The 23,254-nt window shown below is 61.9% G+C and carries 19 protein-coding genes; 10 read left to right on the top strand and 9 right to left on the bottom strand.

Annotation, left to right across the window (positions count from 1 at the left end):
* The 3 genes from ypdE to ACL2XP_RS16665 are packed head-to-tail and all read left to right on the top strand — an operon-like array spanning position 1 to position 4,798.
* Positions 1-1,044, top strand: coding sequence for an aminopeptidase (gene ypdE, locus ACL2XP_RS16675; RefSeq protein ID WP_413733987.1), 1,044 nt, complete (start codon positions 1-3; stop codon positions 1,042-1,044).
* A gap of 25 nt (positions 1,045-1,069) precedes the next feature.
* Positions 1,070-3,565 carry a phosphoenolpyruvate--protein phosphotransferase gene (ptsP, locus tag ACL2XP_RS16670; RefSeq protein WP_413733985.1) on the top strand — a complete coding sequence of 832 codons (2,496 nt, stop codon included), beginning with the start codon at positions 1,070-1,072 and terminating at the stop codon, positions 3,563-3,565.
* A 57-nt stretch (positions 3,566-3,622) separates the two neighbouring features.
* On the top strand, positions 3,623-4,798 hold the full coding sequence (locus tag ACL2XP_RS16665; protein ID WP_413733984.1) for a MalY/PatB family protein: 1,176 nt from the start codon (positions 3,623-3,625) through the stop codon (positions 4,796-4,798).
* 6 nt (positions 4,799-4,804) lie between these two features.
* Here the strand turns inward: ACL2XP_RS16665 and ACL2XP_RS16660 are convergent, their stop codons facing one another.
* Together ACL2XP_RS16660 and ACL2XP_RS16655 are read right to left on the bottom strand one after the other, a co-directional pair.
* On the bottom strand, positions 4,805-5,863 hold the full coding sequence (locus tag ACL2XP_RS16660) for a nickel/cobalt transporter (protein ID WP_413733982.1): 1,059 nt from the start codon (positions 5,861-5,863) through the stop codon (positions 4,805-4,807).
* On the bottom strand, positions 5,854-6,555 hold the full coding sequence (locus ACL2XP_RS16655; protein WP_413739194.1) for a DUF1007 family protein: 702 nt from the start codon (positions 6,553-6,555) through the stop codon (positions 5,854-5,856). Before ACL2XP_RS16655 ends, ACL2XP_RS16660 begins: the two co-directional genes overlap by 10 nt.
* 145 nt (positions 6,556-6,700) lie before the next feature.
* Here ACL2XP_RS16655 and ACL2XP_RS16650 point away from each other — a divergent pair, with 145 nt between their 5' ends.
* The 4 genes from ACL2XP_RS16650 (at position 6,701) to ACL2XP_RS16635 (ending at position 10,238) form a co-directional block, all read left to right on the top strand.
* Positions 6,701-7,501 (top strand): DUF1460 domain-containing protein, encoded by an 801-nt coding sequence (locus tag ACL2XP_RS16650; protein ID WP_413733980.1) that lies wholly within the window; start codon positions 6,701-6,703, stop codon positions 7,499-7,501.
* A 249-nt stretch (positions 7,502-7,750) separates the two neighbouring features.
* Positions 7,751-8,482 carry a metal ABC transporter ATP-binding protein gene (locus tag ACL2XP_RS16645; protein ID WP_413733979.1) on the top strand — a complete coding sequence of 244 codons (732 nt, stop codon included), beginning with the start codon at positions 7,751-7,753 and terminating at the stop codon, positions 8,480-8,482.
* Complete coding sequence (locus ACL2XP_RS16640; protein ID WP_413733978.1) at positions 8,479-9,363, top strand: metal ABC transporter permease; 885 nt, start codon at positions 8,479-8,481, stop codon at positions 9,361-9,363. Before ACL2XP_RS16645 ends, ACL2XP_RS16640 begins: the two co-directional genes overlap by 4 nt.
* Positions 9,360-10,238, top strand: a complete 879-nt coding sequence (locus ACL2XP_RS16635; protein ID WP_413733976.1) for a metal ABC transporter substrate-binding protein — start codon at positions 9,360-9,362, stop codon at positions 10,236-10,238. The genes ACL2XP_RS16640 and ACL2XP_RS16635 overlap by 4 nt, the downstream gene beginning before the upstream one ends.
* Before the next feature lie 19 nt (positions 10,239-10,257).
* Here ACL2XP_RS16635 and ACL2XP_RS16630 read toward each other — a convergent pair whose 3' ends face one another.
* From ACL2XP_RS16630 to ACL2XP_RS16600, 7 genes are all read right to left on the bottom strand, one after another.
* Positions 10,258-10,680: a carboxymuconolactone decarboxylase family protein gene (locus ACL2XP_RS16630; protein WP_413733975.1), complete on the bottom strand. Its 423-nt coding sequence runs from the start codon at positions 10,678-10,680 to the stop codon at positions 10,258-10,260.
* Between the two features lie 29 nt (positions 10,681-10,709).
* Entirely contained in the window at positions 10,710-12,203 is a 1,494-nt protein-coding gene (locus tag ACL2XP_RS16625) for a sugar ABC transporter ATP-binding protein (protein ID WP_413733973.1), read from the bottom strand.
* Complete coding sequence (locus ACL2XP_RS16620; RefSeq protein ID WP_413733972.1) at positions 12,196-13,278, bottom strand: hypothetical protein; 1,083 nt, start codon at positions 13,276-13,278, stop codon at positions 12,196-12,198. Before ACL2XP_RS16620 ends, ACL2XP_RS16625 begins: the two co-directional genes overlap by 8 nt.
* Complete coding sequence (locus tag ACL2XP_RS16615; protein ID WP_413733971.1) at positions 13,275-15,398, bottom strand: ABC transporter permease; 2,124 nt, start codon at positions 15,396-15,398, stop codon at positions 13,275-13,277. Before ACL2XP_RS16615 ends, ACL2XP_RS16620 begins: the two co-directional genes overlap by 4 nt.
* Before the next feature lie 60 nt (positions 15,399-15,458).
* On the bottom strand, positions 15,459-16,457 hold the full coding sequence (locus ACL2XP_RS16610) for a sugar ABC transporter substrate-binding protein (protein WP_413733970.1): 999 nt from the start codon (positions 16,455-16,457) through the stop codon (positions 15,459-15,461).
* A 38-nt stretch (positions 16,458-16,495) separates the two neighbouring features.
* On the bottom strand, positions 16,496-17,479 hold the full coding sequence (locus tag ACL2XP_RS16605) for an ABC transporter permease (RefSeq protein WP_413733968.1): 984 nt from the start codon (positions 17,477-17,479) through the stop codon (positions 16,496-16,498).
* 143 nt (positions 17,480-17,622) lie between these two features.
* Positions 17,623-19,023: an MmgE/PrpD family protein gene (locus tag ACL2XP_RS16600; protein WP_413733966.1), complete on the bottom strand. Its 1,401-nt coding sequence runs from the start codon at positions 19,021-19,023 to the stop codon at positions 17,623-17,625.
* Between the two features lie 238 nt (positions 19,024-19,261).
* Between ACL2XP_RS16600 and ACL2XP_RS16595 the strand changes: the two genes are divergently transcribed.
* The 3 genes from ACL2XP_RS16595 (at position 19,262) to ACL2XP_RS16585 (ending at position 23,254) form a co-directional block, all read left to right on the top strand.
* Positions 19,262-20,320 (top strand): ornithine cyclodeaminase family protein, encoded by a 1,059-nt coding sequence (locus tag ACL2XP_RS16595; RefSeq protein WP_413733964.1) that lies wholly within the window; start codon positions 19,262-19,264, stop codon positions 20,318-20,320.
* Positions 20,321-20,513: 193 nt separating this feature from the next.
* Positions 20,514-21,545, top strand: coding sequence for an ABC transporter ATP-binding protein (locus ACL2XP_RS16590; protein ID WP_413733963.1), 1,032 nt, complete (start codon positions 20,514-20,516; stop codon positions 21,543-21,545).
* Complete coding sequence (locus ACL2XP_RS16585) at positions 21,542-23,254, top strand: ABC transporter permease (RefSeq protein ID WP_413733961.1); 1,713 nt, start codon at positions 21,542-21,544, stop codon at positions 23,252-23,254. Before ACL2XP_RS16590 ends, ACL2XP_RS16585 begins: the two co-directional genes overlap by 4 nt.

Raw genomic sequence — 23,254 nt, 5'->3', positions numbered from 1 at the left:
ATGGATCTGGAATTACTCAAACGGCTGTCGCAGGCGGACGCTATCGCCGCCAATGAGCAGGAGGTGCGGGATATTATTCTGGACCATGCCCGGCGCCGCCAAAAACCGGTGCTGTTCGACGGCCTTGGCTCGGTAGCGATCAGGCTCAATGAATCCGCCGGCCCGAAGGTGATGATCTGCGCCCATATGGATGAAGTGGGTTTTATGGTGCGTAATATCTCCAATCAGGGCGCGGTGGAAGTGATCCCCATCGGCAATGTGCGGATGCTGGCCCGCTTTATGCAGCCGGTGCGCATTACCACCGCCGGCGGGGCCAAGGTGGGCGGCCTGCTGGACGGGGATTTGCAGGGCGCCGAGGCGCAGAACCTGCGGGTGGACATAGGCGCCGCCAGCGCGCGGGAGGTGGCCTCCGCCGGGGTGGCCATCGGCGATATGGTCACGTTCGCCACGCCGTTCCAACGCCTGCCGACGGCCGGCCGGGTGATGGGCAAGGCCTTTGACGATCGGCTGGGCTGCTGGCTGTTGCTGGCGCTGCTCGACGCCCTGGAGCGGCAACCCCTGGACGCCGAAATCTGGCTGGCGGCGTCGTCCAGCGAAGAGGTGGGTTTGCGCGGCGGGCAGACCGCCGCCCGGATGATTAAGCCCGACTTGGCGCTGGTGCTCGACACCGCCTGCTGGGCGAAAAACTTTGATTTCGGCGCCGCCAACCACCGGCAAATCGGCGCGGGTCCGATGCTGGTGATGTATGACAAGACGCTGGTGCCGCCCCGGCGGCTGCTGCGCTGGATTCAGGACACGGCGCAGCGCTGCGCGATCCCGTTGCAAACCGATATGTTCAGCAACGGCGGCACCGACGGCGGCGGCATCCATCTGTCCGACGCGGGGGTGCCCACGGCGGCGATCGGCGTGCCGACCCGCCACGGCCATTGCGCCGCATCGATCGCGGATCTGGGCGATGCGGAGCGCTGCCTGGCATTGCTTACGGCGCTGGTGACCGGGTTAAATGCCGAGACGTACCGGCGGTTGACGGATTTCTCCTGCTAAATAACACGAACTAAGGTGTCAGGTGATGCTAAATATTGATTTTATCTGCCCATTGCCGAACGGATTACATGCCCGACCGGCCTATGACCTGAAAGAGCAGTGCTGCCGGTTTGACAGCCAGGTGGCGCTGGTTAACCACCGCCTCGGTCAAACGGTGGATGCCAAAAGCATGCTGGCGCTGGTCAGTTCCGGCACCTTGTTCAATGACGCGTGCAGTCTGCGTATCAGCGGCGGCGACGAAGAGAAAGCCTGCCGCGCGCTCAAGCATTATCTCGCCACGGCGTTCGCCGACAGCGACAGCGCCCCTGAACCGGCGCCGGCGCCGACCGCCCAGCCGCTGCCGCGTTCGCTGACCCGCTTTAACCCGGCGCTGGTCAGCGGCACTGCCTTGTCGCCCGGCATCGGCCACGGCATATTGCTGCATTATCGCAGCACCAGCCTGGAGGTCTATAGCCACCAGCCGGGCACCCGGCATGACGATATGCTGCTGGAGCATAGCCTGATTGCCCTGGCCGAGCGGTTAAGCGGCGAGCTTAACCGCTTGCAGGGCCAGGGTAAGATTATTATCACCACCCACTTGTCGCTGATTCAGGACCCCGGCTTCGCCCGCGATATCCTGCGTCGGATGGAGCGGCGCAAATGCGGCCTGGCGCGGGCGGTGATTGAAAATATGAATGAAATCTGCGGCAAGCTGGCGGTATCGTCCAGCGAATATCTGCGGGAACGGGTGCTGGATATCCAGGATATCACGGCGCGGCTGCTGCATATCGCCTACCCGGAAGTGAAAGTGGACGCGGCCATTTGCTTAAGCCGCGACACGGTGATCGCGGCGGACAACCTGACGCCCAGCCAATTTCTCGGCCTGGATAAAGCGCTGCTTAAAGGCATGGTCCTGGCCGGCGCCGGCAGCACGTCCCATACCCTGATCCTGGCCCGCGCGTTTGGCGTGCCGGTGATCGCCGGTATCGATACCGCCGGCGTGCGCGCTTATGAGGGGCAGGAGGTGTTTGTCGACGGCCACTGCGGCGTACTGGTGACCCGGCCGGATGAGGGGGTGCGCGGGCATTATCGCATCGCGCGGCGCCTGGATGAGCAGCGCCGCCGGCGACAGCTGGGCATGGCGGACACCCCCGCGCTGACCCGCGACGGAGAAGCCCTGGAGATCGGCGCCAATATCGGCACCGCCCATGAGGCGGCCGCGGCCTTTAGCTGCGGCGCCGACGGTATCGGGCTGTTTCGTACCGAAATGCTATTTATGGATCGCGACGTCGCCCCCGACGAGCAGGAACAGTTCGAGGCCTACCGGCAGGTATTAATGAACGCCGGCCCGCGCCCGGTGATTTTCCGCACCATCGATATCGGCGGCGATAAAAAAATCAGCTATTTGAATATCCCGCCGGAAGAGAACCCGTTTCTCGGCTACCGCGCGGTGCGTATCTATCCGGAATTCACCGACCTGTTTATGGCCCAGCTGCGCGCCATCCTGCGCGCCGCGGCGTTTGGGTATGCGCGCCTGATGATCCCCATGGTGCATACCCGCGACGAAATCATCTGGGTCAAGACGCAAATCGACGCCGCCCGGCAATCGCTGCAAAACGACGGCCTGCGCCATGCCGGCGGTATTGAACTGGGCATTATGGTGGAGGTGCCCTCCGTCAGCTTTATCATCGATCACTTCTGCGAAGAGGTGGACTTTTTCAGCGTCGGCTCCAACGACATGACGCAATATCTGTATGCGGTCGATCGTAATAATCCCCGGGTCGCGCATCTGTACAACCCCGTTACCCCCGCGTTTTTACGCATGCTGCGCCAGGTGGTTTCGGTCGCGCGCCGCCATGACCGCTGGGTGGGGCTGTGCGGGGAGCTGGGCGGCGAACCCCGCTACGTACCCCTGCTGCTGGGGCTGGGGCTGGACGAAATCAGCATGAGCGGCGTGCAGATCCCGGCCATTAAGGAGATTATCCGCCAGCTGTCCGCCGCCGATTGCCGGCAGCTCGCCGCCCAGGCCTGCGACTGCCGATCCCCGCGGGAAATCGAGCAACTGCTGGACGCGTTTGTCCTGCCGGCGCAGCAGCGGCCCGTACTGGCGGTGGAAAACATTCTGCTGCCGGCGGAATTGGACAATAAAGAACAGGTCATCCAGTACCTGTGCGGCAATCTCGCCCTCCATGGACGTACCGATCGCCCCCTGGAGCTGGAGGAAGAAATCTGGCAGCGGGAGGAACTGGCCACCACCGGCATCGGGTTTGGTTTCGCCATTCCCCACGCCAAATCCGCCACCATCAAGCATGCCGCCATCAGCGTGGCGCGCTTAACGCGCCCCATCGACTGGCAGTCGGAAATGGGAGAGGTGGATTTTGTGATTATGCTCACCGTCGGCGACGGACAGGGGATTAGCCATATTAAAATTTTCTCGCAGCTGGCGCGTAAATTAATGCAGGTCCCTTTTCGCGACGCGCTGCGCGGGGCGGCGAGCGCCGACGCCCTGCTGGCGTTTTTGCAGGCCGAGCTGGCGCTGTGACGCCGGGTCCTGGCGCGGATTCTTTTCCATGCGTTCCCTTGTAGAGAGAATGAAGCCATGTACGATTTTTCCGCCAGCCAGGATCGCCGCGGCACCTGGTGCACGCAGTGGGATTATATCGGCGATCGGTTTGGCGCCGAAGACCTGCTGCCGTTTACCATTTCCGATATGGATTTCGCCACCGCGCCCTGCGTGATCGAGGCGCTGGAGCGGCGGCTGTCCCACGGGGTGTTCGGCTACAGCCGCTGGCGGCACGCCGAGTTTCTCGACGCCCTGGCGGGCTGGTACGCCCGGCGTTTTCACTGCCGTATCGATACGACGATGGCGGTGTTCGCCCCGTCGGTGATTTATATGGCCGCCCAATTGATCCGCCAATGGTCGTTGCCGGGGCAGGGCGTGGTGGTGCATACCCCGGCCTACGACGCGTTCTACCACGTCGTGGCCGCCAACGGCCGCCGGTTGCTGCCCAGCCCGCTGCGGCGCGAGGGGGATGAGTGGCGCTGCGATATGGCGCACCTGGAGACCTTGCTGGCGCGGCCGGATGCCAAGGTGCTGCTGCTGTGCAATCCGCACAATCCCACCGGCAAAGTCTGGTCCCGCGACGAGCTGCGCGCCATGGCCGACTTATGCGAACGCCACGGCGTGCGGGTGATTAGCGATGAAATCCATATGGACATGGTATGGGAGGGCGCGCATATTCCCTGGAGCGAAGTGGCCACCACCGCCTGGGCGCTGCTGACCTCCGCATCCAAGTCATTTAATATTCCCGCGCTAACCGGCGCCTATGGTTTTATCAGCGATGACGGCGCGCGCAATGATTTCAGCCGCCATCTGAAGGCGGCTGACGGTCTGTCTTCACCGGCGGTGCTGTCGGTGGCGGCGCATATCGCCGCCTATGAGCAGGGCGGTCCGTGGCTGGACGAACTGCGGGACTACCTGCTGGCCAATCTGCGGTATGCGGCGGATCGGCTGAATCAGGCGTTTCCCCAACTGCGCTGCCGGCCTCCCCAGTCCACCTATCTGGCCTGGATCGACCTGCGGGCGCTAAATGTCAACGATGGGGATTTACAGCGCATATTGATCGACCGGGAGAAGCTGGCCATTATGCCGGGCCTTACCTATGGCATCGAGGGCCAGGGATTTTTACGCCTCAATGCGGGCTGCCCGCGCGCGAAAATAGCGCGGGGGGTGGCGGGGCTTATTTCGGCCTTACGCCGACTGGCCGCCGGGTAACCCGGGTCAAGCGTGGCCAAATGGCCGCAAGGCGCCCATGATGGCCGGCTGGGCGCTGAGGTACAGGATAACGCCGGCGGCCGTCAATAACAGGCCTCCGGCCAGCGATAGCGTCGCCCAGGCCACGTCCCGCGCCGCGCGGGGCGAGTGGCTGCGGGTCAGCCGTTCGGCATAGCGGCGGCCAACGAACACCAGCAGCGCGATCGTGAGCAGGGTGCAGGCGGTGCCCGCCGACATCACCAGCGCCGCTAGCACTCCCCAGCGATAGACCCCGAGCACTTTGGCGAACAGCAAGACCAATACCGCGCCGGAGCACGGCCGAAAGCCCATGGCCGCCACCACCGCCAGCCGGGTGCGCCAGCCGCCGGCCCTGGCCAGCGCCGCATTATCGGGCAGGTGCCGATGACCGCAGGCGCAGATGGCGCCATGTCCCGTGCCGCTCGCATTGGCCGGGCGCGGGCCGGCGCGGTTTAACCCGATGTACCGGGCGCCGGTAATGCGGCCGAACGCCCGGCGCCGGCCCTTAATGCCGCCCGCGAGATTGGCCAGCGCCCGCCGGCATAACGCCAGGCCCAGCGCCGCCACCAGCAGGTAACTGCTTTTTTCCAGCCAGAACTCGCCCAAATGCAGCGCGCCCGCGGACAGCCGCAGCGTCACCAGCACCAGGGTCACCAGCATAATGGCCATGGCGCCTTGTAATAACGAGGCCAGCAGCGTCATGGCCAGGCTAAGCTTCAGGCGGGAACGCTGGGTGGCCAGATAGGCGGCAATAACCATTTTGCCGTGGCCGGGTCCGACGGCATGCAGGACGCCGTAGCCTAAACTGAACAGCAGCAGCCCCGTACCCGCCTGGCGGGGATCGCGGCGCACCTGAAGCAATAATCCGGCCATATGGTGATGCAATTGTTTTTGCCACAGGACGCTTAGCCGCATGATTTGCGGCCAATATAACAGCAGGCCGCCCAGGGCGATAACGACCAACAGCAAAAACAACCAGAACGGCCACAGGGCCGACCACCCGCGGGGAGGGCGGCGCCGATTTCCCGGCCGGGCATTTAATGACATTGTAATTGCACCCGCTGCGCGAATTGTTTACCCAGCGCCATATCCACGCCGGGAGAATCTGCCTTATCCAACGAAAGGGCGTAAGCCTGTAACGATTGATTGGGCTTGGGCGTCATCAAGGTTATTTTGCACCGGTCACGCAGGGGCGCCGGCAAAATAACCGCCTGCTCGTCCCGATAGGTCATATCGACGAAATAGGTGGGATCAAAGGTGGAAAAGGTAATGGCGCCGCCGGCCAGCTGCGGCGGATGCGCCAGCGGCAGCACAAACACCAGCACCGCCCGCAGCCCGTTGCGGTATAAATGGTATTCGCTGGGCAAATTCTCAAACTTGACCGGCTGTCCGCCGCGGTACACCTCGGTAAAATAATGCTGGCCCAGGACGTTGGCCATCACCTGCGCCGCCAGCTTTTTCCAGGCGACGGAATCGGGTTTGGCATCGGCGGCATCGTAAAATACGTCGGCGGAGGTAATTTCATCCATGGTCCAGGTCATTTTAAAACCGCTAAGCAGTCCCTGCCGGCTGATGATTTCGGTTTGCATATCGATAAAACTATGGGGATGGGCCTGGGCCGTCGGCGCAAACGCCAGGGCCAGGCATGCCAGGGCCTGGCAAAATAGCGCGCCGGGGGGCCATAGCCGCGCCGCGTTGCCATGGCGCTTATTTTGCGACACCTTAAGCGACATCTTCAGCGTTCCTTGTATGCATGTTCACCGGCACCGGAGCGGGGATGCTAACGGAATAGCGCCGGGCGCCGCAAGGCAATAACTGTTTCAAGTTTTTCCCGCCGGCGCCGGAAAAGCGTATCCTGAGCCTCCATTGGAGTAAGGGAGCAGCATGCGCAAACGTATTTTTTTAGTCGGGGTCATGATATTGGCGGGCTGCGCGGGCCACCACCCGGCGCCCGCCGTCAAAACGGCGGATGCCGACGGCGACACCGTTGATAAAATCGGCCGCATTATCGCCGATCGGGACGCCGGCGCCGGCGCGGCCGATCGCGGCGCGCTGATAACGGCCGTCTCGGCGGATTTTCTGGGCACGCCTTACGTGGCCGATACGCTGATCGGTTCCGCCACCGAGCCTGAACGATTAGTGATCGATTTTAACGGTGTGGATTGTTTCACGTATCTGGATTATGTGGACGCCCTGAGCAAATCCGCCAACGCCGCGCAATTCAGCGAAAATCTGCGGCGCACCCGCTATGTGGACGGCGACGTCAGCTATGCGCACCGCAAGCAGTTTTTTACCGACTGGGCGCATTTATCCCCGCTCAACGCCACGGATGTGACCAGCGCCATCAGCCCCGATGCGCTCACCGTCACCAAAACCCTGAATCAAACCGCCGGCGGGGGCAAATTTTTCCCCTCCCTCGGCGTTGAAACCCGCGCCATCACCTATATTCCGGCCAGGGCGGTCAATGCCGCGGCCATCGCCCGGTTAAAAAACGGGGATCTTATCGGTATTTATACCCCGGCCGCCGGCATGGACGTCACGCATACGGGCATTTTTATCATGACCGATCGCGGGCCGGTGCTGCGCAACGCGTCTTCGCGCGCGGCGCACCGCAAGGTGGTGGATTCGCCGTTCCTGGCCTATATCAGGAAAACCCCGGGTATCGTGGTGCTCAGGGCGATATAGGCGGTCAGGCGCTGCCGGCGGATATTTATCCGCGCCGGTCGATACGAGGCCTTGCCAGCGCGGCGGTTTTGGTGTTATGTTATATAGTAACAATAACATGATAAACCGCGCGATAATGGCCTCGATAAAAATTATTAACCAACGCAGTCCCCTTAATCTGTTCACCGCGTCCTGGGCGCTGCGCATGGCGTGCGCCGGTGGAGTGCTGGCCGTACTGTGGGGCGCCGTCTATTGGGCCGCGTTACTGCCATGATAACCCTGGACCAACTGGTATTGGGATATCAGGGGCAGGGCATCACGCCCTGCATCAGCGGCGCCATCCGCCGGGGCAGCATGACCGCGCTGGTGGGGGCCAACGGTACCGGCAAATCCACCCTGCTGAAAACCATCGCCGGCTTATTGCCTCCCGTTTCGGGCCGGTTGAGCTTTACCGGCGCGCTCAGGCCGCGCATGGCTTATTTGCCGCAGCAGTCGGAAATGGATCGCCAGTTTCCCATAAACGTCTTTGACGTGGTCGCCATGGGGTGCTGGCCGGTAACCGGCCTGCTGCGGCGCATCGGCCGCGGGGACAAAACCCGGATTTACCAGGCGCTGGAACGCGTCGGTTTATCCTCCATGCCGGCGCGGCCCATCGAGGCGCTGTCGGGCGGGCAATTCCAGCGCATGCTTTTTGCCCGCCTGTTGGTGCAGCGGGCGCCGCTGATCCTGCTCGATGAACCGTTTACCGGCATCGACAGCCAGACCTGCGGGCTGCTGATGGAGGTTATCGGGCAACTGCACGCCGACGGACAAACGCTGCTGGTGGTGCTGCATGATAATCAGACGGTGGCCCGCCATTTTCCGCAAACTTTGCTGTTTACGCCCGACCAAATCCGCTGGGGCGCCTCCGGCGAGGTTTTATCCTGGTGGGCGGCGCGGCAGTTGCAAAATTCGCAAACCAGTCCGCATATTCCCCCTTCTTTGGTCCAGGTTTCCCGATGATAGCGCATTTGCTGATCGACCCCTTTGTTTCTTATGGTTTTATGCGCCGGGCGCTGGTGGCCTGCCTCGCCTTATCGTTGAGCACCACGCCGCTCGGGGTATTTTTGTTATTGCGCAGGATGAGCCTGGTGGGGGACGCCTTATCCCACGCCATCCTGCCCGGCGTGGCCATCGGTTATCTTATCTCCGGCATGTCGCTGATGGCGATGGGCGTGGGCGGTTTTGCCGCCGGCCTGCTGGTGGCGGTGCTTTCGGGCCTGGTGACGTCGCGCACCGCCCTTAAAGAAGACGCCAGTTTCGCCGGTTTTTATCTGGGCTCGCTGGCCCTGGGAGTGACGCTGGTATCCCTGCACGGTTCCAGCGTGGATTTATTGCATCTGCTGTTCGGTTCAATTCTGGCGGTGGATATCAATGCGATCAAGTTTGTCGGTTTTATCGCCAGCTTCACGTTCCTGAGCCTGGCGCTGCTGTATCGCGCCCTGGTGATCGAGGCTTTTGACGTGGCGTTTTTACGGGTTAACCGGCAGGGGTATCCGCGGCTTATCCATGCGCTATTTCTGGCGCTGGTGGTGCTTAACCTGGTGGCCGGTTTCCAGATCCTCGGCACGCTGATGTCGGTGGGGCTGATGATGCTGCCCGCGGTGGCCGCGCGCTGCTGGTCCGGCCATCTCACCACAACGCTGCTGCTGGCCGTGGCTATCGGCCTGCTAAGTTCCCTATGCGGATTGCTGTGGTCATTTTACGCCTCGCTGCCGGCCGGCCCGGCCATTGTGCTGTCGGCGAGCGTGCTGTTTTTTATTTCGGTGTTATTCGGTCCGCGCGGTGGCTTCACCGTAGCACTGCGGCGCCACAGGGTGTTTATCAACAAGGAGACAAAATGAAACGTTTACCGGCATCATTAGCGGTTGTGATGATTGTACTGAGTCCCGCCGCGCTGGCCAAAACGGTCGACGCGGTAGCCAGCTTTTCCGTATTGGCCGATATCGTGAAACAGGTCGGCGGCGATCATGTCGCCGTCACCAGCCTGGTGGGTCCGGACGGCGACCCGCACAGTTTTGAGCCTTCGCCCAAAGACAGCCAGGCGCTGAACAAAGCCGACGTGGTGTTCGTCAGCGGCCTGGGCTTGGAAGGGTGGATCGATCGCCTGGTGAGCGCGTCCGGTTACCAGGGCAAGGTGATTACCGCCTCCAACGGCGTCAATGCGCGCAAGATGGTGGACGACGGCAAGACCATTACCGATCCCCATGCCTGGAACAGCGCCAAAAACGGCGCGATTTATGCGCGCAACGTGATGGATGCGCTGATTGCCGCCGATCCGCAAGATGCGGCGGATTTCCGTAAACGCGGCGGGGATTATATTCAGCGATTGGAAAAACTGGACGCCTGGGCCAAAGATGAGTTTGCCGCTATTCCGCAGGCCAAACGCAAAATTATCACCAGCCACGATGCGTTTGGTTATTTCGGTGCGGAATATGGCGTTACATTCCTGGCGCCGGTCGGGTTTTCCACCGAATCGGAAGCCAGCGCCAGCGATGTGGCCGGCCTGATCAAGCAAATCAAGCAGGAAGATATCAAAACCTACTTTATGGAAAACCAAACCGATCCGCGCCTGGTGAAACAGGTCGCCGCCGCCAGCGGCGCACAGCCGGGCGGCGAGCTTTATCCGGAAGCGCTGTCCAAGGCCGACGGCCCCGCCGCGACCTATGAAGCGGCCTTTAAACACAATGTCGAAACCATCGTGCACAGCATGAAATAACGGCGCGCCGGCGCGCGGTTTATTCCTCGCCGATGGACGACGCCGCCTGCAGCAGCGCGGCGTCGATATCCACCAGATAGCCGCGCGACAGGCGATTGGTTTCGTTGGCCATGCCCACCACGCTAATCAGCTCGTTGCGCATTTGCGCGGTCAGGCCGGCCTTGCGCGCCGCCGCCAGGTGCGAAACGGTGCAATAATCACAGCCGTTGGTGATGGATACCGCCACGTAGATCAGTTCTTTCACCAGCGGGTCCAGGGCGCCGTCCGGCGCCATAATCGCCTTCAGGCTGTGCCAGGTGCGTTCCAGCGTCTCGGGGTCGTTGGCCAGGGCGCGCCAGAAATTATTGATGCTCTCCACCTGCCGGGTCTGCTTGATATCCTGATAGACCGCCAGTACCCGGGGCGACGCCTGCGCTTCATCAATGTACTTTACCAGTGCCATTACGCTACCTCTCGTTATCGGTTTGGGGATTAATGTACGGCTGCGTACATGATTTTCTTTTCATCCATTTCGTTGGCCGGGAATTCCTCGACGATCCGCCCCTGGCGTGAAACCAGAATGCGGTCGGATAACGCCATGATTTCCGGCAGATACGAGGAGATGACCATCACCGCCAGTCCCTCATCCGCCAACTGATTAATCAACTGATGGATTTCGGCGATGGCCCCCACGTCCACCCCGCGCGTCGGCTCGTCGAAAATCACCAGCGCCGGCCGCTGTACCAGGCTTTTGCCGATCACCACTTTTTGCTGATTGCCGCCGGATAACTGCACCACCCGGCCGTCGGGGTCGAGGCTGCGGATCTTCAGCTTGCCGCGCCACAGTTCCGCCAGGCGCGCGCGCTGCTTTTTATTAGTGAACCAGGCGCGGTGCCCGGGGGAGGCCAGCAGCCCGGCATACAGATTATCGGCAATCGAGGCGTTTTCAAAAAAACCTTCGGACTTGCGATCTTCGGTCACATACACAATACCGTCGAGCACGGCCTGGCGGGGCACGCGGTAACGAACGGGGCGGCCGCGCAGCAGGATATTGCCGCCGCGGGAAAAGTCGCGCTTATAAATCCCGGCGATGATTTTCGCCGTTTCGGTACGCCCCGAACCCACCAGGCCAAAGATACCGGTGATCTGGCCGGCGTACAGGGAAAAGGCGTTGTTGCGCACCACGTTGCCCAGCGACAGGTCCTGCACGCTGAGAATACGTTCCCCGGCCGGACGCGGGATGCGCGGGCCGGCCGCGCCATAGCCGGCGGCCAGGGTGCGTCCCACCATCAAGGCAATAATCCGCTCGCGGGAAAAGGCGGCGGCGCGGTCGGTGATCACATGCTGTCCGTCCCGCAGAATAGTAATGCGATCGGCCAGTTGCAGCGCTTCTTCTATGGCATGGCTGATAAACAGCAGGGTGATCCCTTGCCCCTGCAGCCGGCGCATCAAGGCGAAAAAATGGCGCTTCTCTTCCGGCGTCAGGGTGGCGGTGGGTTCATCGAAAATAATCACCCGCGCCCGCAGCCGCACCGCCCGGGCAATTTCCACCAGTTGGCGCTTGGCTGCGCCGAGCGTGGAAACCTCGGCGGTGGGATCGACCGGGAAATTTAGCGATTGCAAAAACTGCTGGGCGGCGATATAGACGCCGCGCAGCCGGTTGAAGGCTTTTTCATCCCCCAGCCAGATATTTTGCGCCACGGTCATTGATGGGATCAGGCTGGTTTCCTGGAACACCATGGCGATACCCTGGCGCAGCGCCGCAGCGGGATTGGCAAAACTCACCGGCCGCCCTTCCCAAAGTATCCGGCCGCCGTCGGGGGGCACCACGCCGGCGATAATTTTGCTTAGCGTCGATTTGCCGGCGCCGTTTTCGCCCAGCAATCCGTGAATCTCGCCGGCGCGGAGCGTAAAATCCACCCCGTCCAGCGCCTTGGCGCCGTGATAATGCTTGCCGATGCCAAGCAGGGTCAATAATTCAGCCATACGTCGCCTCCCGGCCGATATCCACGATAACGTCCCCGCCTTTGGCGGCGACCCAAACGTGCTCCCCCTGGGGCAAAATGCTGGTGACGCCGTGGCGCGTGCCGTCGGCGCGGCTGTGATAGCTGGCCGCCGGCCTGAGCCGGCTGTCCAGGTAAACCGCCAGTCCCCAGGATCGGCTCGGCGACCAGGGCTTATGCACGCCCATGGTTTTCACCCCGCCGCATTGCAGCGGTTCAAGGAAATGGCCGCCGGACGACAGCGCCGGCGCGATCCAGTAGTCGGGGGGCACGTCGGCCAGCATATCCCGCCGGTAGGCTTTTTCCCGCAGCACGAATTCCACCAGCCGGTTGCGCGGGGCAAAACAGGCCAGCCAGTAACCGCCCCCGGCGTCCCGGACGATCCGGCCGGGGTAGGCCGGCAATTGATCGGCCAGGACGATGGGCGCGCCGCCGGCCAGCGGGATTTGCAATAACCGGTGGCGCCAGCTCTCGCTGACCGCTAGCGTTGCCGGTTGCGGCCCGGGGGCCACGCCGTTGGGAAATGCCAGGCCGCGCACCAGGCAGCGGGCCTCCCGCGACCGGATATCCGCCAGCCACACCGATCCCTGGCGATGATGGCTTAATAAATCCCGCCGCCAGTCGCCGGCCTTAAGCGACGACGAGCCCACGCACACCGCCAGGCGGCGCTCATCGAGAAACAGCAGGGCGGTTGGGCAGCGAATGGCGGGCTCGCCCAGGGCCAGCGGCGCCGCGGCGCCGTCGGCGAACAGCCACAAAGAATGGTCATCCAGGCCCGCCGCCAGCCCGCCGCCGGGGCGCGCGGCCAGGCTGATAATCGGGTGCGGGAAGCGATATAACAATAAGGGCTCCCCACCGGGCGCGGCGGGCAGGCGATAGAGCCGCTCATCGCTGGAAAATACCGCCCCCGCCGCGTCGGCGGTGAGATTATCCGGCCGGGGCAGCTTGACCCGGGCGGGCGCCTGTTCAAGGCGATTATCCGGCCGGAAGACCCCGTCCATGGGGGGAATGGTCAGGGCCTGGCCGCGCAGGAAATCGAACAGTCGGGACGGGTTCATCGGGCGCTCCCCCAGTAGGATTGATAGCCGGTCCAGTGGGGATCGGCGCCGGTCAGCTTGAAGCGGCCGATACGGTTGTTAAGGATGCCGCCGATATACAAATAGCCTTTATGCTCGCGCATCGAGGTCACCATGGGATGGCTCAGCCCGCCCAGATTGCCGAGCACCTCGACGATTTCGCCGGCCGGCGTGAATTTCAGCACGCCGCCGGTATTGATATTGGGAAATAACCATTCATCCTGCACCAGGCGGCGGGTCATGCGCCGGCGCATGCCCGGATGGCGCAGCGCCAGGTCAAAGGTCGGCGTACGCATGCCCAGCCAGGCCATCCAGTAATTGCCGTCCGACGCCCGATTGATATTATCGGGATAGCCGGGCATATCGGCGATCACCGTATCGAGACGGCCTTTTTCGGGGCCGTCGAACCAATAGCGATGGACCCGGCAGGCCCAGGACTCGGCCAAAAACAGCGATTGGCCGTCATGGGCGATGCACACGCCGTTGGCGTAGCGCAGACCGCTGAGCAGGGTCTCGGTTTTGCCGCTGGCGGGGTAATAACACAGCAGGCGGCCGGTGGGGCGGCTTTCAATGCTGTCCAGCGCCCATTCATGGGCGTCGTAGCGGGTGGTGGAGTCGGTAAAAAACACCCGTCCGTCGGGGGCGATATCGCAATCATTGGGGTCCCGCAGCCGGGCGTCGTCCACGATGGAACGCCAGGAGCGCCGTGTTTCGGTGGACAATTGCGTGACCTCGCGCTGCGGCGAGACCCGGTACAGGCCCATGGCCCCCACGCAGATCGTCAGCGACTGGTCCCGGTCCAGGGCTAATCCCAGCGGAAAGCCGCCGGTATGGGCAAACACTTCCGAGCGCTGATAATCCGGCGCGAAATAGCGGATCACTTCGCCATGGCGGGTGCCGCAATACAAATGATCCTGCGCGTCCAGAATGACGTCCTCCGGGCCTTCCAACTGGCCCAGGCCGATCGTCTCCGCCTGCGCCAGCCGGTCATTGAGCGCCCAGCGGCCGTTGTCCGCCGGCAGCGCCGACGGGCCGGCCGCCATGCGGGTATAAATCGGCGCCACGTACACCGTGGCCAGCACCCGGTGACGATTTTTCAGCCAGCGGATATCCAGAAATACCGCCACGATCAGCACCGCGCCCAGCACCATCTGGGTACTGCCGCTCGGCAGGCCGAGCCGGATCAGCCCGTTGGTCAACAGCAGTACGATAACCGCGCCCATCGCCGCCTTCACCACCGAGCCGCGGCCGCCCCCCAGGCTGTTGCCGCCCACGACGCAGGCGGTCAGCGCCATGATTTCCAGGCCCGAGCCGGTGCCGGGGCCGATGCCGCTCATGCGCGCCGCAATCAGGAACCCGCCCACGGCGCAGCAAATACCGGAAATCAGATAGGTCATAAACACGGTTTTTTTCACCGCGATGCCGGTATTGAACGCCGAGCGCCGGGAACCCCCCACCGCCTGGATATGCCAGCCGAAACGTCCGCGGCTCACCAGCAGGTGCAACCCTATCGCCACCGCCAGCGCCGCTATAAGGCTGACCGGGAAGGGGCCGAGCCCGCCGTCGCCGATAAAGTCCCAGGCCGCGTTGTCCACCGACGCCAGCTGGATTTGGGTGGCGTATTTCACCGCCAGGATATCAAACAGCGTACGGATCAAAATAAAGCTGACCAGCGTGGTCAAAAATGCCCGCAGGCGCAGATAGCCGATCAGCACGCCGTTAAAGGCCCCGGCCAGGGCGCCCACGCCCAGGGTCAGTAGAAACGCCAGCGCCAGCGGCAATTGCAGCAGGTAAACCGACGCGACGGCGCTAAAGGCGCACAGGGCGAAAATCGCTCCGACGCTCAGATCGATACCGCCGCCGAGCATCACGATCCCCATGCCCATGGCCACCAGCGAAAATTCGCCCAGTTGCCGCCCGGTATCGCTCAGGCTGGACAGATTAAAAAAATCGGGAATAACGCTGTTCAGTCCCGGCAGGATCAGCAGCAAAAACGCCACCGGAATGACATTGTCTATCCAGCGCTTGGTCAGCAGTTCGCCCAGCATATAAGTGGGCAGCAGGTTATAGCGCGCTTTTACCCATGTTTCACGTAATGACATGACGGATAACCGAAGTGGGGGTAACGGGCCGGTCGGGGAAATGACCGGCGCTTAAGGCGATCAGGCCGCCGCGTTGGCCTTTAGCGACCAGCAGGTGCCGGGATGGATATCCTCGCGGGTGGTGATGCTTTCCGGCGTGTATAGCCAGGTTTTGGCGCTGCCCGCTTTGATGCCGGTTTGCAGCAGGTATTTCACCAGCGTGCTGATATCCCGCGACTGATTGGGCACATCGGTCGATACCAGCGCGTCAATCAGACCGTTATTGAGCCGATCGCAGTCCGCCTGTTCGCCGCCGCCGGTGGTCGCCAGGTAGATTTTGCCGGTTTTACCCGCGTCGCGTATGGCCGCGCCGGTGCCCTGGGCGGTAGTGGACCAGAAATCCACGATGCCGCAGACGTCGGGGTGCTGCTGGATCAGGGTGCTGGTCACGTTGCGCGCGGTGGTTTCATCCCAGTTGGAATAGGGGGCGGCGGCGATGGTGAATCCGGGGTGTTTTTTCAGCTCTTCGGTCAGGCCGGTATACTGATCGAGACTGGACGCATTGACCTGATCGCCCTGGATCACGCCGATTTTATGGGATGAGCCGGGGCCGCAGCCTTTCACCACCGCCTGCGCTTCCAGCTGGCCGACCGTGGTCCAGTTACTGCCCACAAACGCATCGGAAGAGAAATTACTCGGGTTATCCACCTGGATAACGTAAATGCCCGCCTGCTGCGCGCGCTTATACAGCTTGGTGTAGGACTGCAAATCCGGGGATTGCACAATCACCGCCGCCACTTTGCGGTTAATCGCATCGGTGAGGGCCTGCGCGCCGTCATCCGGCTTCCAGTTGGGGTCGCGGGTTTCAAACGTAATGCCGGCGGCTTTGAGAGAATTGCCGATATAAAAAGCCCAGCCCTGTGATAAATCCATGCCCATCGCCATGGGAATCAGCACCACGGTTTTGCCGGCCAGGTTTTGCGCCACGCTGGCCGGACCCGGATCATCGCGGCCAAACGCGCTGCCGCCCCAGACGCTGAGCGCCAGCCCCAATGCCGCGATATGTTGCCATTTTTTCATTTTTATCCCCTGCCTGTTATGATATAAGCCGCGTAAAATTAAATATCGCCTTGCTGATCGGTTTGTTCGTCGCGCGGGTTTAATACGCCATCGATAATCAATGCAATCAGTAAAAACCCGGCTTTTATTAAATTTTGATATAAATCCGGGATATCCATAATGGTCAGGCCATTAATGATAATCCCGATAAGCAGGGTGCCGTAAATAACATTACGTATTCCGCCGCGCCCGCCGGTTAAGCCAATGCCGCCGATCACCACCACCAGAATAATGTCGTACAATAACGTTGAATTAATAATGCGGGTATTGATCGAATGCAGGCTGGCCACAATCACCAATCCGGCGATAAAAGCAATCAGGGCGGAGATAATATATTGCAATACTATCAGCGGGCGTACCGGTATCCCGCTATTGCGGGCCGCATGGTAATTGTCCCCCATCAGATAAATAAACCGGCCGTATTTGCAATAACGCAATAGCGCCGCCATCAGCAGCGCCAGCAGCAGGAACAGAAAAATCTCCAGCGGGATGCCGGCCAGGCGGGCATGACCCAGCGCCGCAAGCCCCTGTTGCTGCGCTGGCAGATAAATCACATCCTGGGCGATAAGCTGGGAACGGGCGAAACCATAGACAAAAATACCGGTCGCCAGGGTGGCGAACAGCGCGGGAATTTCAGCGTAGGCAATCAATACGCCATTGATACACCCCACCAGCAATACCGCCAGTACGGTGTAGCCTAATGCCGGGGCCAGCGGAACGTGCTGGTTCAGCATATTTAAAAACCAGGCGGTTGACATAGCCATGACAGCAACGATAGAGAGATCGATCCCGCGACCAATCACTATCATACCCATGGCAACCGCCAAAATACCTAATAAGGTAACGCTTCTTACCAAGTTAATTAAATTTCCGGCACTGAAGAAACCGGGCAGAAACAAGAGAGCCAAAACAAAAATCACTACCGAAAGCAGCAGAACAATCACACCCTGTCTATCACGACGATAAAAACCCGATATATTCATACTGACGACTCAGCGCTATTTTTTATAACCTGCGGGGTTGCTGGCAGCGATTGTCATATAAGTGGATAAGGACTGTCAAAGAACATAATTCAATAGGATTAGCGAAAAATGTTCTAATTTGATGTTGCGCCATTTTGGCGCTTTCAAGGCCTGAATTGCGCCAGCGCCGCCATATCGGCAACGTCGCCTATATTAAGGCAGAAATTCAGCAGGCGGGCGCCGTAACTTTCCGACAGGCCGCCGTAGGCGATATTGCGCTCAAATTTGGCTACCAGTTCGTCCCGGCCCAGCGGCTCTTTAACCCCGCCGCGAAAGTGCGGCTGGCGCAGCTCGTGCACGGCGCCGTCGCGCAACGTGACCCGGATATGTCCGCTATAGTTGCGCGGATATTCGTTATGCGGATCGATGACATAACTGATCCGGGCGGCCAGTTGCAGTACTTCCGGCCGCTGGACCTGCCGGTCGGTAAATTGCTCCAGGCCGGCGGCGCCGTCAAACCAGGCCACCGCCATGGCGAAGGGCATGCTGAATTTAGCCGCATAGCCGCTGGGCGGCGACCGTTTCGCGGCCAGCGGTTCCCACAGCCGGTCAACCAGGCCTTCGCCGGTTTCGCAGGTAATCGAGACGATGTCGTCCGGCGCGATATGACGGGCGCGCAGGCGCAGCATGCAGTCGATAAAAGGATGAATCATGGTGCCGCAGGCATAGGGTTTGAACGCGATGTTTTCCATCAGCCACTCCTGGCCGAGTCCCGATAACAGCGGGGGATACTGGGCCGGCGCATCGCGGCTGAACACGCGAAAAATATTACGCGGCCCTTCAAATACGGTGCGCGGGCCGACAAATCCCGCCTGGCCCAGTAACGCGGCTTTATAGCCCGACTGCGCCGCCCAGCCCGGATGCAGGCGCTTGGTCCAGGCCCCTTCCGTCAGAAACTCGCCGATACCCGAGGCAAAACTGCCGGCGATGCCAAACGCGTCGGTCAATTGCCGCGGCGTCAGCCCCAGCGTCACGCCGACGCCGGCGGTAGCGCCCAGCGTACCGATAATACCCACCGGATGAAACCCGGCTTTATGCATGGCGCCGGGCACCACATGATTAAAGCGGCACACCATTTCCAGCCCGGCGATCATCCCGCGCAGCGCATCTCGGCCGGTGCGGTGGTGGCGCTCGGCCGCCGCCAGCACGGCGGGCAGCACCATGGCCCCGACCCGGATCGGCGCGCCTTCCAGCGTGTCGTCGAAATCCTCGCCGTGGGTGGCGGTGCCGTTAATCAGCGCGGCGGCGGCGGCCGAAAAACCGGCCCGGTGGCCGATGGCGGTACAGACGCCGTCTTGATCCCCGGTGCGCAGCAGGGCGCCGATATAATCGCTTTCACGCGCCGCCACGCACAGACCGGCCATATCGATTAAATCATTAACCGCCGCCGCGATCGCCCGGGGCGGCAGCGTATCCACGTCCAAGACGCTGATAATGCCGGCAATCGTCTCCGCCAATGATTCACCCTGGCCCGGCATAACGAAATCGGCATTGTGGAAACCCATAATCAATCCTCCGGCGAATAAAGCGCGAACCCGCAGCGGGCCATCGTCCGCGCCGCGGCGCCCTGTTATCGGGGCGGTAAAAACCGAGCCATAGTATGCCGTCGATCGCCGGCGGCGTCTTGTGCGTTAAATGGCAATAGTTATGCTTTTTTATTCATTGTGTTTCCGGTTAGTTAAATTGATATTGATGAATTACGTATCGCGATTGCGCGATGTTGGCAGGTGCAAGGCGAATGAGATGCTTATTTTTTCCAACGACGACATCGACAGCGTGCTGACGATGGAGGCCTGTATCGCCGCGTTTGAGCAAACCTATCGCGACGTGGCGCTGGGCGAGACCATCAACGGCCGTCGCTCCGATATGATTACGCCAACGTCGGCGCCGGATGCGGTCTACTCCTTAAAAATGTTGGGCGCGGTGGCGCCTCGCTACCATATCGGCGCCGTCAGAATCAACTCGGATATTCTCTCGTTTCCCAAGGCGAACGGCGCGACGCGCAAGGTCAAGATCCCCGCGGCTCCCGGCGCGCGCTGGGTCGGCCTGGTGATGCTGTTCGATACCGGCAGCGGGGTTCCGCTGGCGCTGTTCCCGGACGGCGTGTTGCAGCGGATGCGGGTGGGGGCGTCAAGCGGGTTAGGGGTGCGTTATCTGGCCCGTGAAGATGCCCGCCGCGCCGCCATTCTCGGCAGCGGCTGGCAGGCGTTCGCCCAGGCGGAAGCCGTGGCCGCGGTGCGCACGCTGGACCGCCTGGATGTCTATAGCCCGGACGAAGGGCGCCGGCGCGCTTTCGCCGCCCGGATGGAACGCAAGCTGGGAATCGAGGTGCATGCGGCGGCCAGCGCCCGCGAGGCGGTCAGCCGGGCGGATATCGTCCTGTGCGCCACCAACAGCCTGCAACCGGTGCTGGACGGCGACGCGCTGCGGCCCGGCATGCATCTCGGGTCGATCCGGTCCGGGGAAATCGCCGGCGACGCGCTTGGCCGCCTTGACCGGCTGGTGGTGCACGATCCCGGCAATATGGGCGACGATCACCTGGTGGTGGCGCGGGGTATCAGCCACCGGGAGCAGGGCGGGGGCCACGGCGCCGCGTTCGCGCATGCCCCCTCGCTGGCCGATCTGGTCTCGGGCGCGGCCAGCGGACGGCGCGCGGCCAGCGAAATCACCGGGTTCCTGAATTACCATGGATTGGGTTATCAATTTGCGGCCGCAGGCGCGGTGCTGTTGGAAAAAGCCCTGGCCGCGGGGCGCGGGGTGGAACTGCCCGACGAATGGTTTACCCAGGACGTGCATTCCTAACATAACGCCAGGCAGGTCCGGCCGGGTTCAGCCACCGCGGCCGGGCGGTATTTTCACGTAAAGATGCGCGCGCGTTGAATTTTAAATAGGTCAGTGACGGGAGTTGCAGTTGGTCGCCTTATCAGCATTATCCTCGCCGGGGAGCAATGATACCCTCGCGCCAAGACTCGCACTACGCGGGTTACGCAAATCAATGGGCCATCATACCGCCGTCGACGACATCGATTTATCCATCGCTCCCGGCGAGCTGGTGGTATTACTCGGTCCAAGCGGTTGCGGCAAAACCACGACGCTGCGCATGGTGGCCGGTTTCCTGCAGCCCGACGCGGGCGAAATTCACTTAAACGGACGCCTGGCGGCAAGCCGGCGTTATCTGCTGCCGCCGGAAAAGCGGCAGCTCGGCATGATGTTCCAGAACTATGCCATTTGGCCCCACAAGACGGTCTTTAATAACGTGGCCTACGGCTTGCAAATCGCCGGCATGAAATCGGAACAGATAACCCGCCGGGTTAACCGCATGCTGGATATCGTCAATCTGGGCGGTTACGCCGATCGCAAACCGGCCGATCTGAGCGGGGGACAGCAGCAGCGCGTGGCCCTGGCGCGATCGCTGGTAACCGAACCGTCCCTGTTACTGATGGACGAGCCCCTATCCAACCTGGACGCAGCGATGCGCCAGGTTATGCGCACCGAACTCAAAGCGCTCCAGGCCCGGGTCGGCGTGACCATGCTGTATGTCACCCACGATCAGGATGAAGCGCTGGTGTTGGCGGATCGCATCGTGGTGATGAACGCCGGGCGCATCGAACAGATCGGCACCCCGGTGCAAATCTGGCAGCAGCCGGCCACCCGGTTCGTCGCGCAATTTATCGGCCGGGCCAATATTCTCGAAGGCGTGGTTATCGAGGTCGATCCGTCCGCGCCGCGGGTGCGGGTGGCGCTGGACGCCGACTTGAGCTGCTGGGCGCGGGTGGGGGAAGACAGCCCGCGCGCCGCATGGCTGGGCCAGCGGCGCAGCGTAGTGGTGCGGCCGCAGGACTTCCAGCTGCGGCCGGGGGGCGCGCGCCTGGTGGTGGAAAAGACGCAGTTTCTCGGTAATCACTATGACGTCACCCTACGACTGGGAGAGGAGGCCATCGGCGCCGAATTCCGCGATTTGCCGCCCGGCGATGGCCCCGCTATCGACGTCGCCATCGAAGACGACCGGGTGTGGGTGCTGCCATGAGCCGCGTTGAAGAGTCATTGCGCTTTCCGGGCGCGGGTGCCGGCCGGTTGTCTTTTCAGCCGGTCAAGTGGCTGATTATTAGCGCGGCGATCCTGGTCTTACTGGGGATCGTGGCCTATCCGCTGGCCTGGCTGTTTAAATTCAGCCTGACCGGGGAGGACGGGCATTTTACCCTGGCGACCTTCGACGCCGTGCTGCACGAGCCCGGCATGCTGGCGGCGGCGTGGAATTCGGTGCGGCTGGTGATAAGCGTGGTGCTGGGCACCGCGATTGTCGGCACCCTCCTGGCCTGGGTGGTGGCGCGTACCGATACGCCGTTTAAAGGTTTTATTATCGCCTCGGTGGGGATCACTTTTGTCATCCCGACATTTATTACCGTCATCGCCTGGCTGTTCCTCGCCGCGCCCAATTCCGGTTATATCAATCTGCTGCTGAAAAGCCTGCTGGGCCTCTCCGCGCCGCCGTTTGACATTATCAGTTTCAACGGACTGGTGCTGATTGAAACCATCCATCTGTATCCGCTGGTGTTTTTCTCGGTGCTGTCGGCGCTCAATAACGTCGACTCCAGCTATGAGCAGGCGGCGCGGATTCTCGGGGCCGGCCGGTGGCGCAGCGCCATGACCATCACGCTGCCGCTGGTGTTGCCGGCGATCCTGGCCAGCACCATCCTGGTGATGCTCGATACCCTGTCGTCGTTCGGCGCGCCCGCCGTAATCGGCACCATGGCCAATTTTTCGGTGCTGACCACCAAGCTGTATGATTTGCTGTCTTTCCCGCCGCGGCTGAACCTGGCGGCGGCCATCGCCGTGCCCATTGTGCTCTATACCCTGGTGTGCCTGGCGGCGCAGCGCCTGTTTATCGGGCGGGACGATTACCGCACCCTTAGCGGCAAGGCCACCAAAGGGCAGGTCATTCCGCTGGGGCGCTGGCGCTGGCCGCTGCTGATCCTGGTGCTGGCGGTGATCTTCGTCAGCGTGATCCTGCCGCTGGGGTCGCTATTGCTGCTTTCCCTGCTCAAAGTGCTCGGTATGGATATTACCCTGAGCAACCTGGCGCTGGATAACTATCGCCATTTACTTAACCAAAGCGACGGCGCGTTCGGCGCCCTGAAAAACAGCCTGCTGCTGGCCTTTGCCACCGCCACGCTGTGCGCCAGCCTGGCGACCATCTGCGCCTGGGTAGTGGAACGCACCCAACTGGCGGGGCGCGGCGTGGTTACGGTGCTGATCATGATTGCCTACGGGTTCCCTTCCATCGCCTTCGGCGTCGGCATCATGCTCGGCTACGTCGGCGTGCTGTACGGCACCCTGGCCCTGCTGCTGATCGCCTATACCGCCAAGCAGCTGCCGGTGGCCTTTGTGCTGGCGCGCACCGCGCTGCGCCAAATCGCCGTGGAGCTGGAGGAGGCCGCGCGGATCGCCGGCGCCGGCTGGCTGCGCATCATTCTGGATATTACGCTGCCGCTGCTGCGCGTCTCGGTGGGTATCGGCTGGGTGTTGGTGTTTTCGCTCAGCATCCGCGAACTGTCGATGTCGGTTCTGCTGGCGCAAACCGACAGCCAGGTCATGTCCACGGTGATCATGCAATATATCTCCGACGGCTCTATTGAACTGGCCGCCAGTTTGTCGGTGGTGATTGTCGTCATCAGCGTCGCGGTCCTGGGCATCGTCTGGAAAGTCTCGGGCCAGACTATTTCCACCAATGAATAA

It is taken from the genome of Sodalis sp. RH21 (assembly GCF_047324175.1).
Classification (GTDB): domain Bacteria; phylum Pseudomonadota; class Gammaproteobacteria; order Enterobacterales; family Enterobacteriaceae; genus Acerihabitans.
The sequence above is the reverse complement of the archived record's forward strand: the minus strand, read 5'-3'. Positions and strand labels throughout refer to the sequence as shown.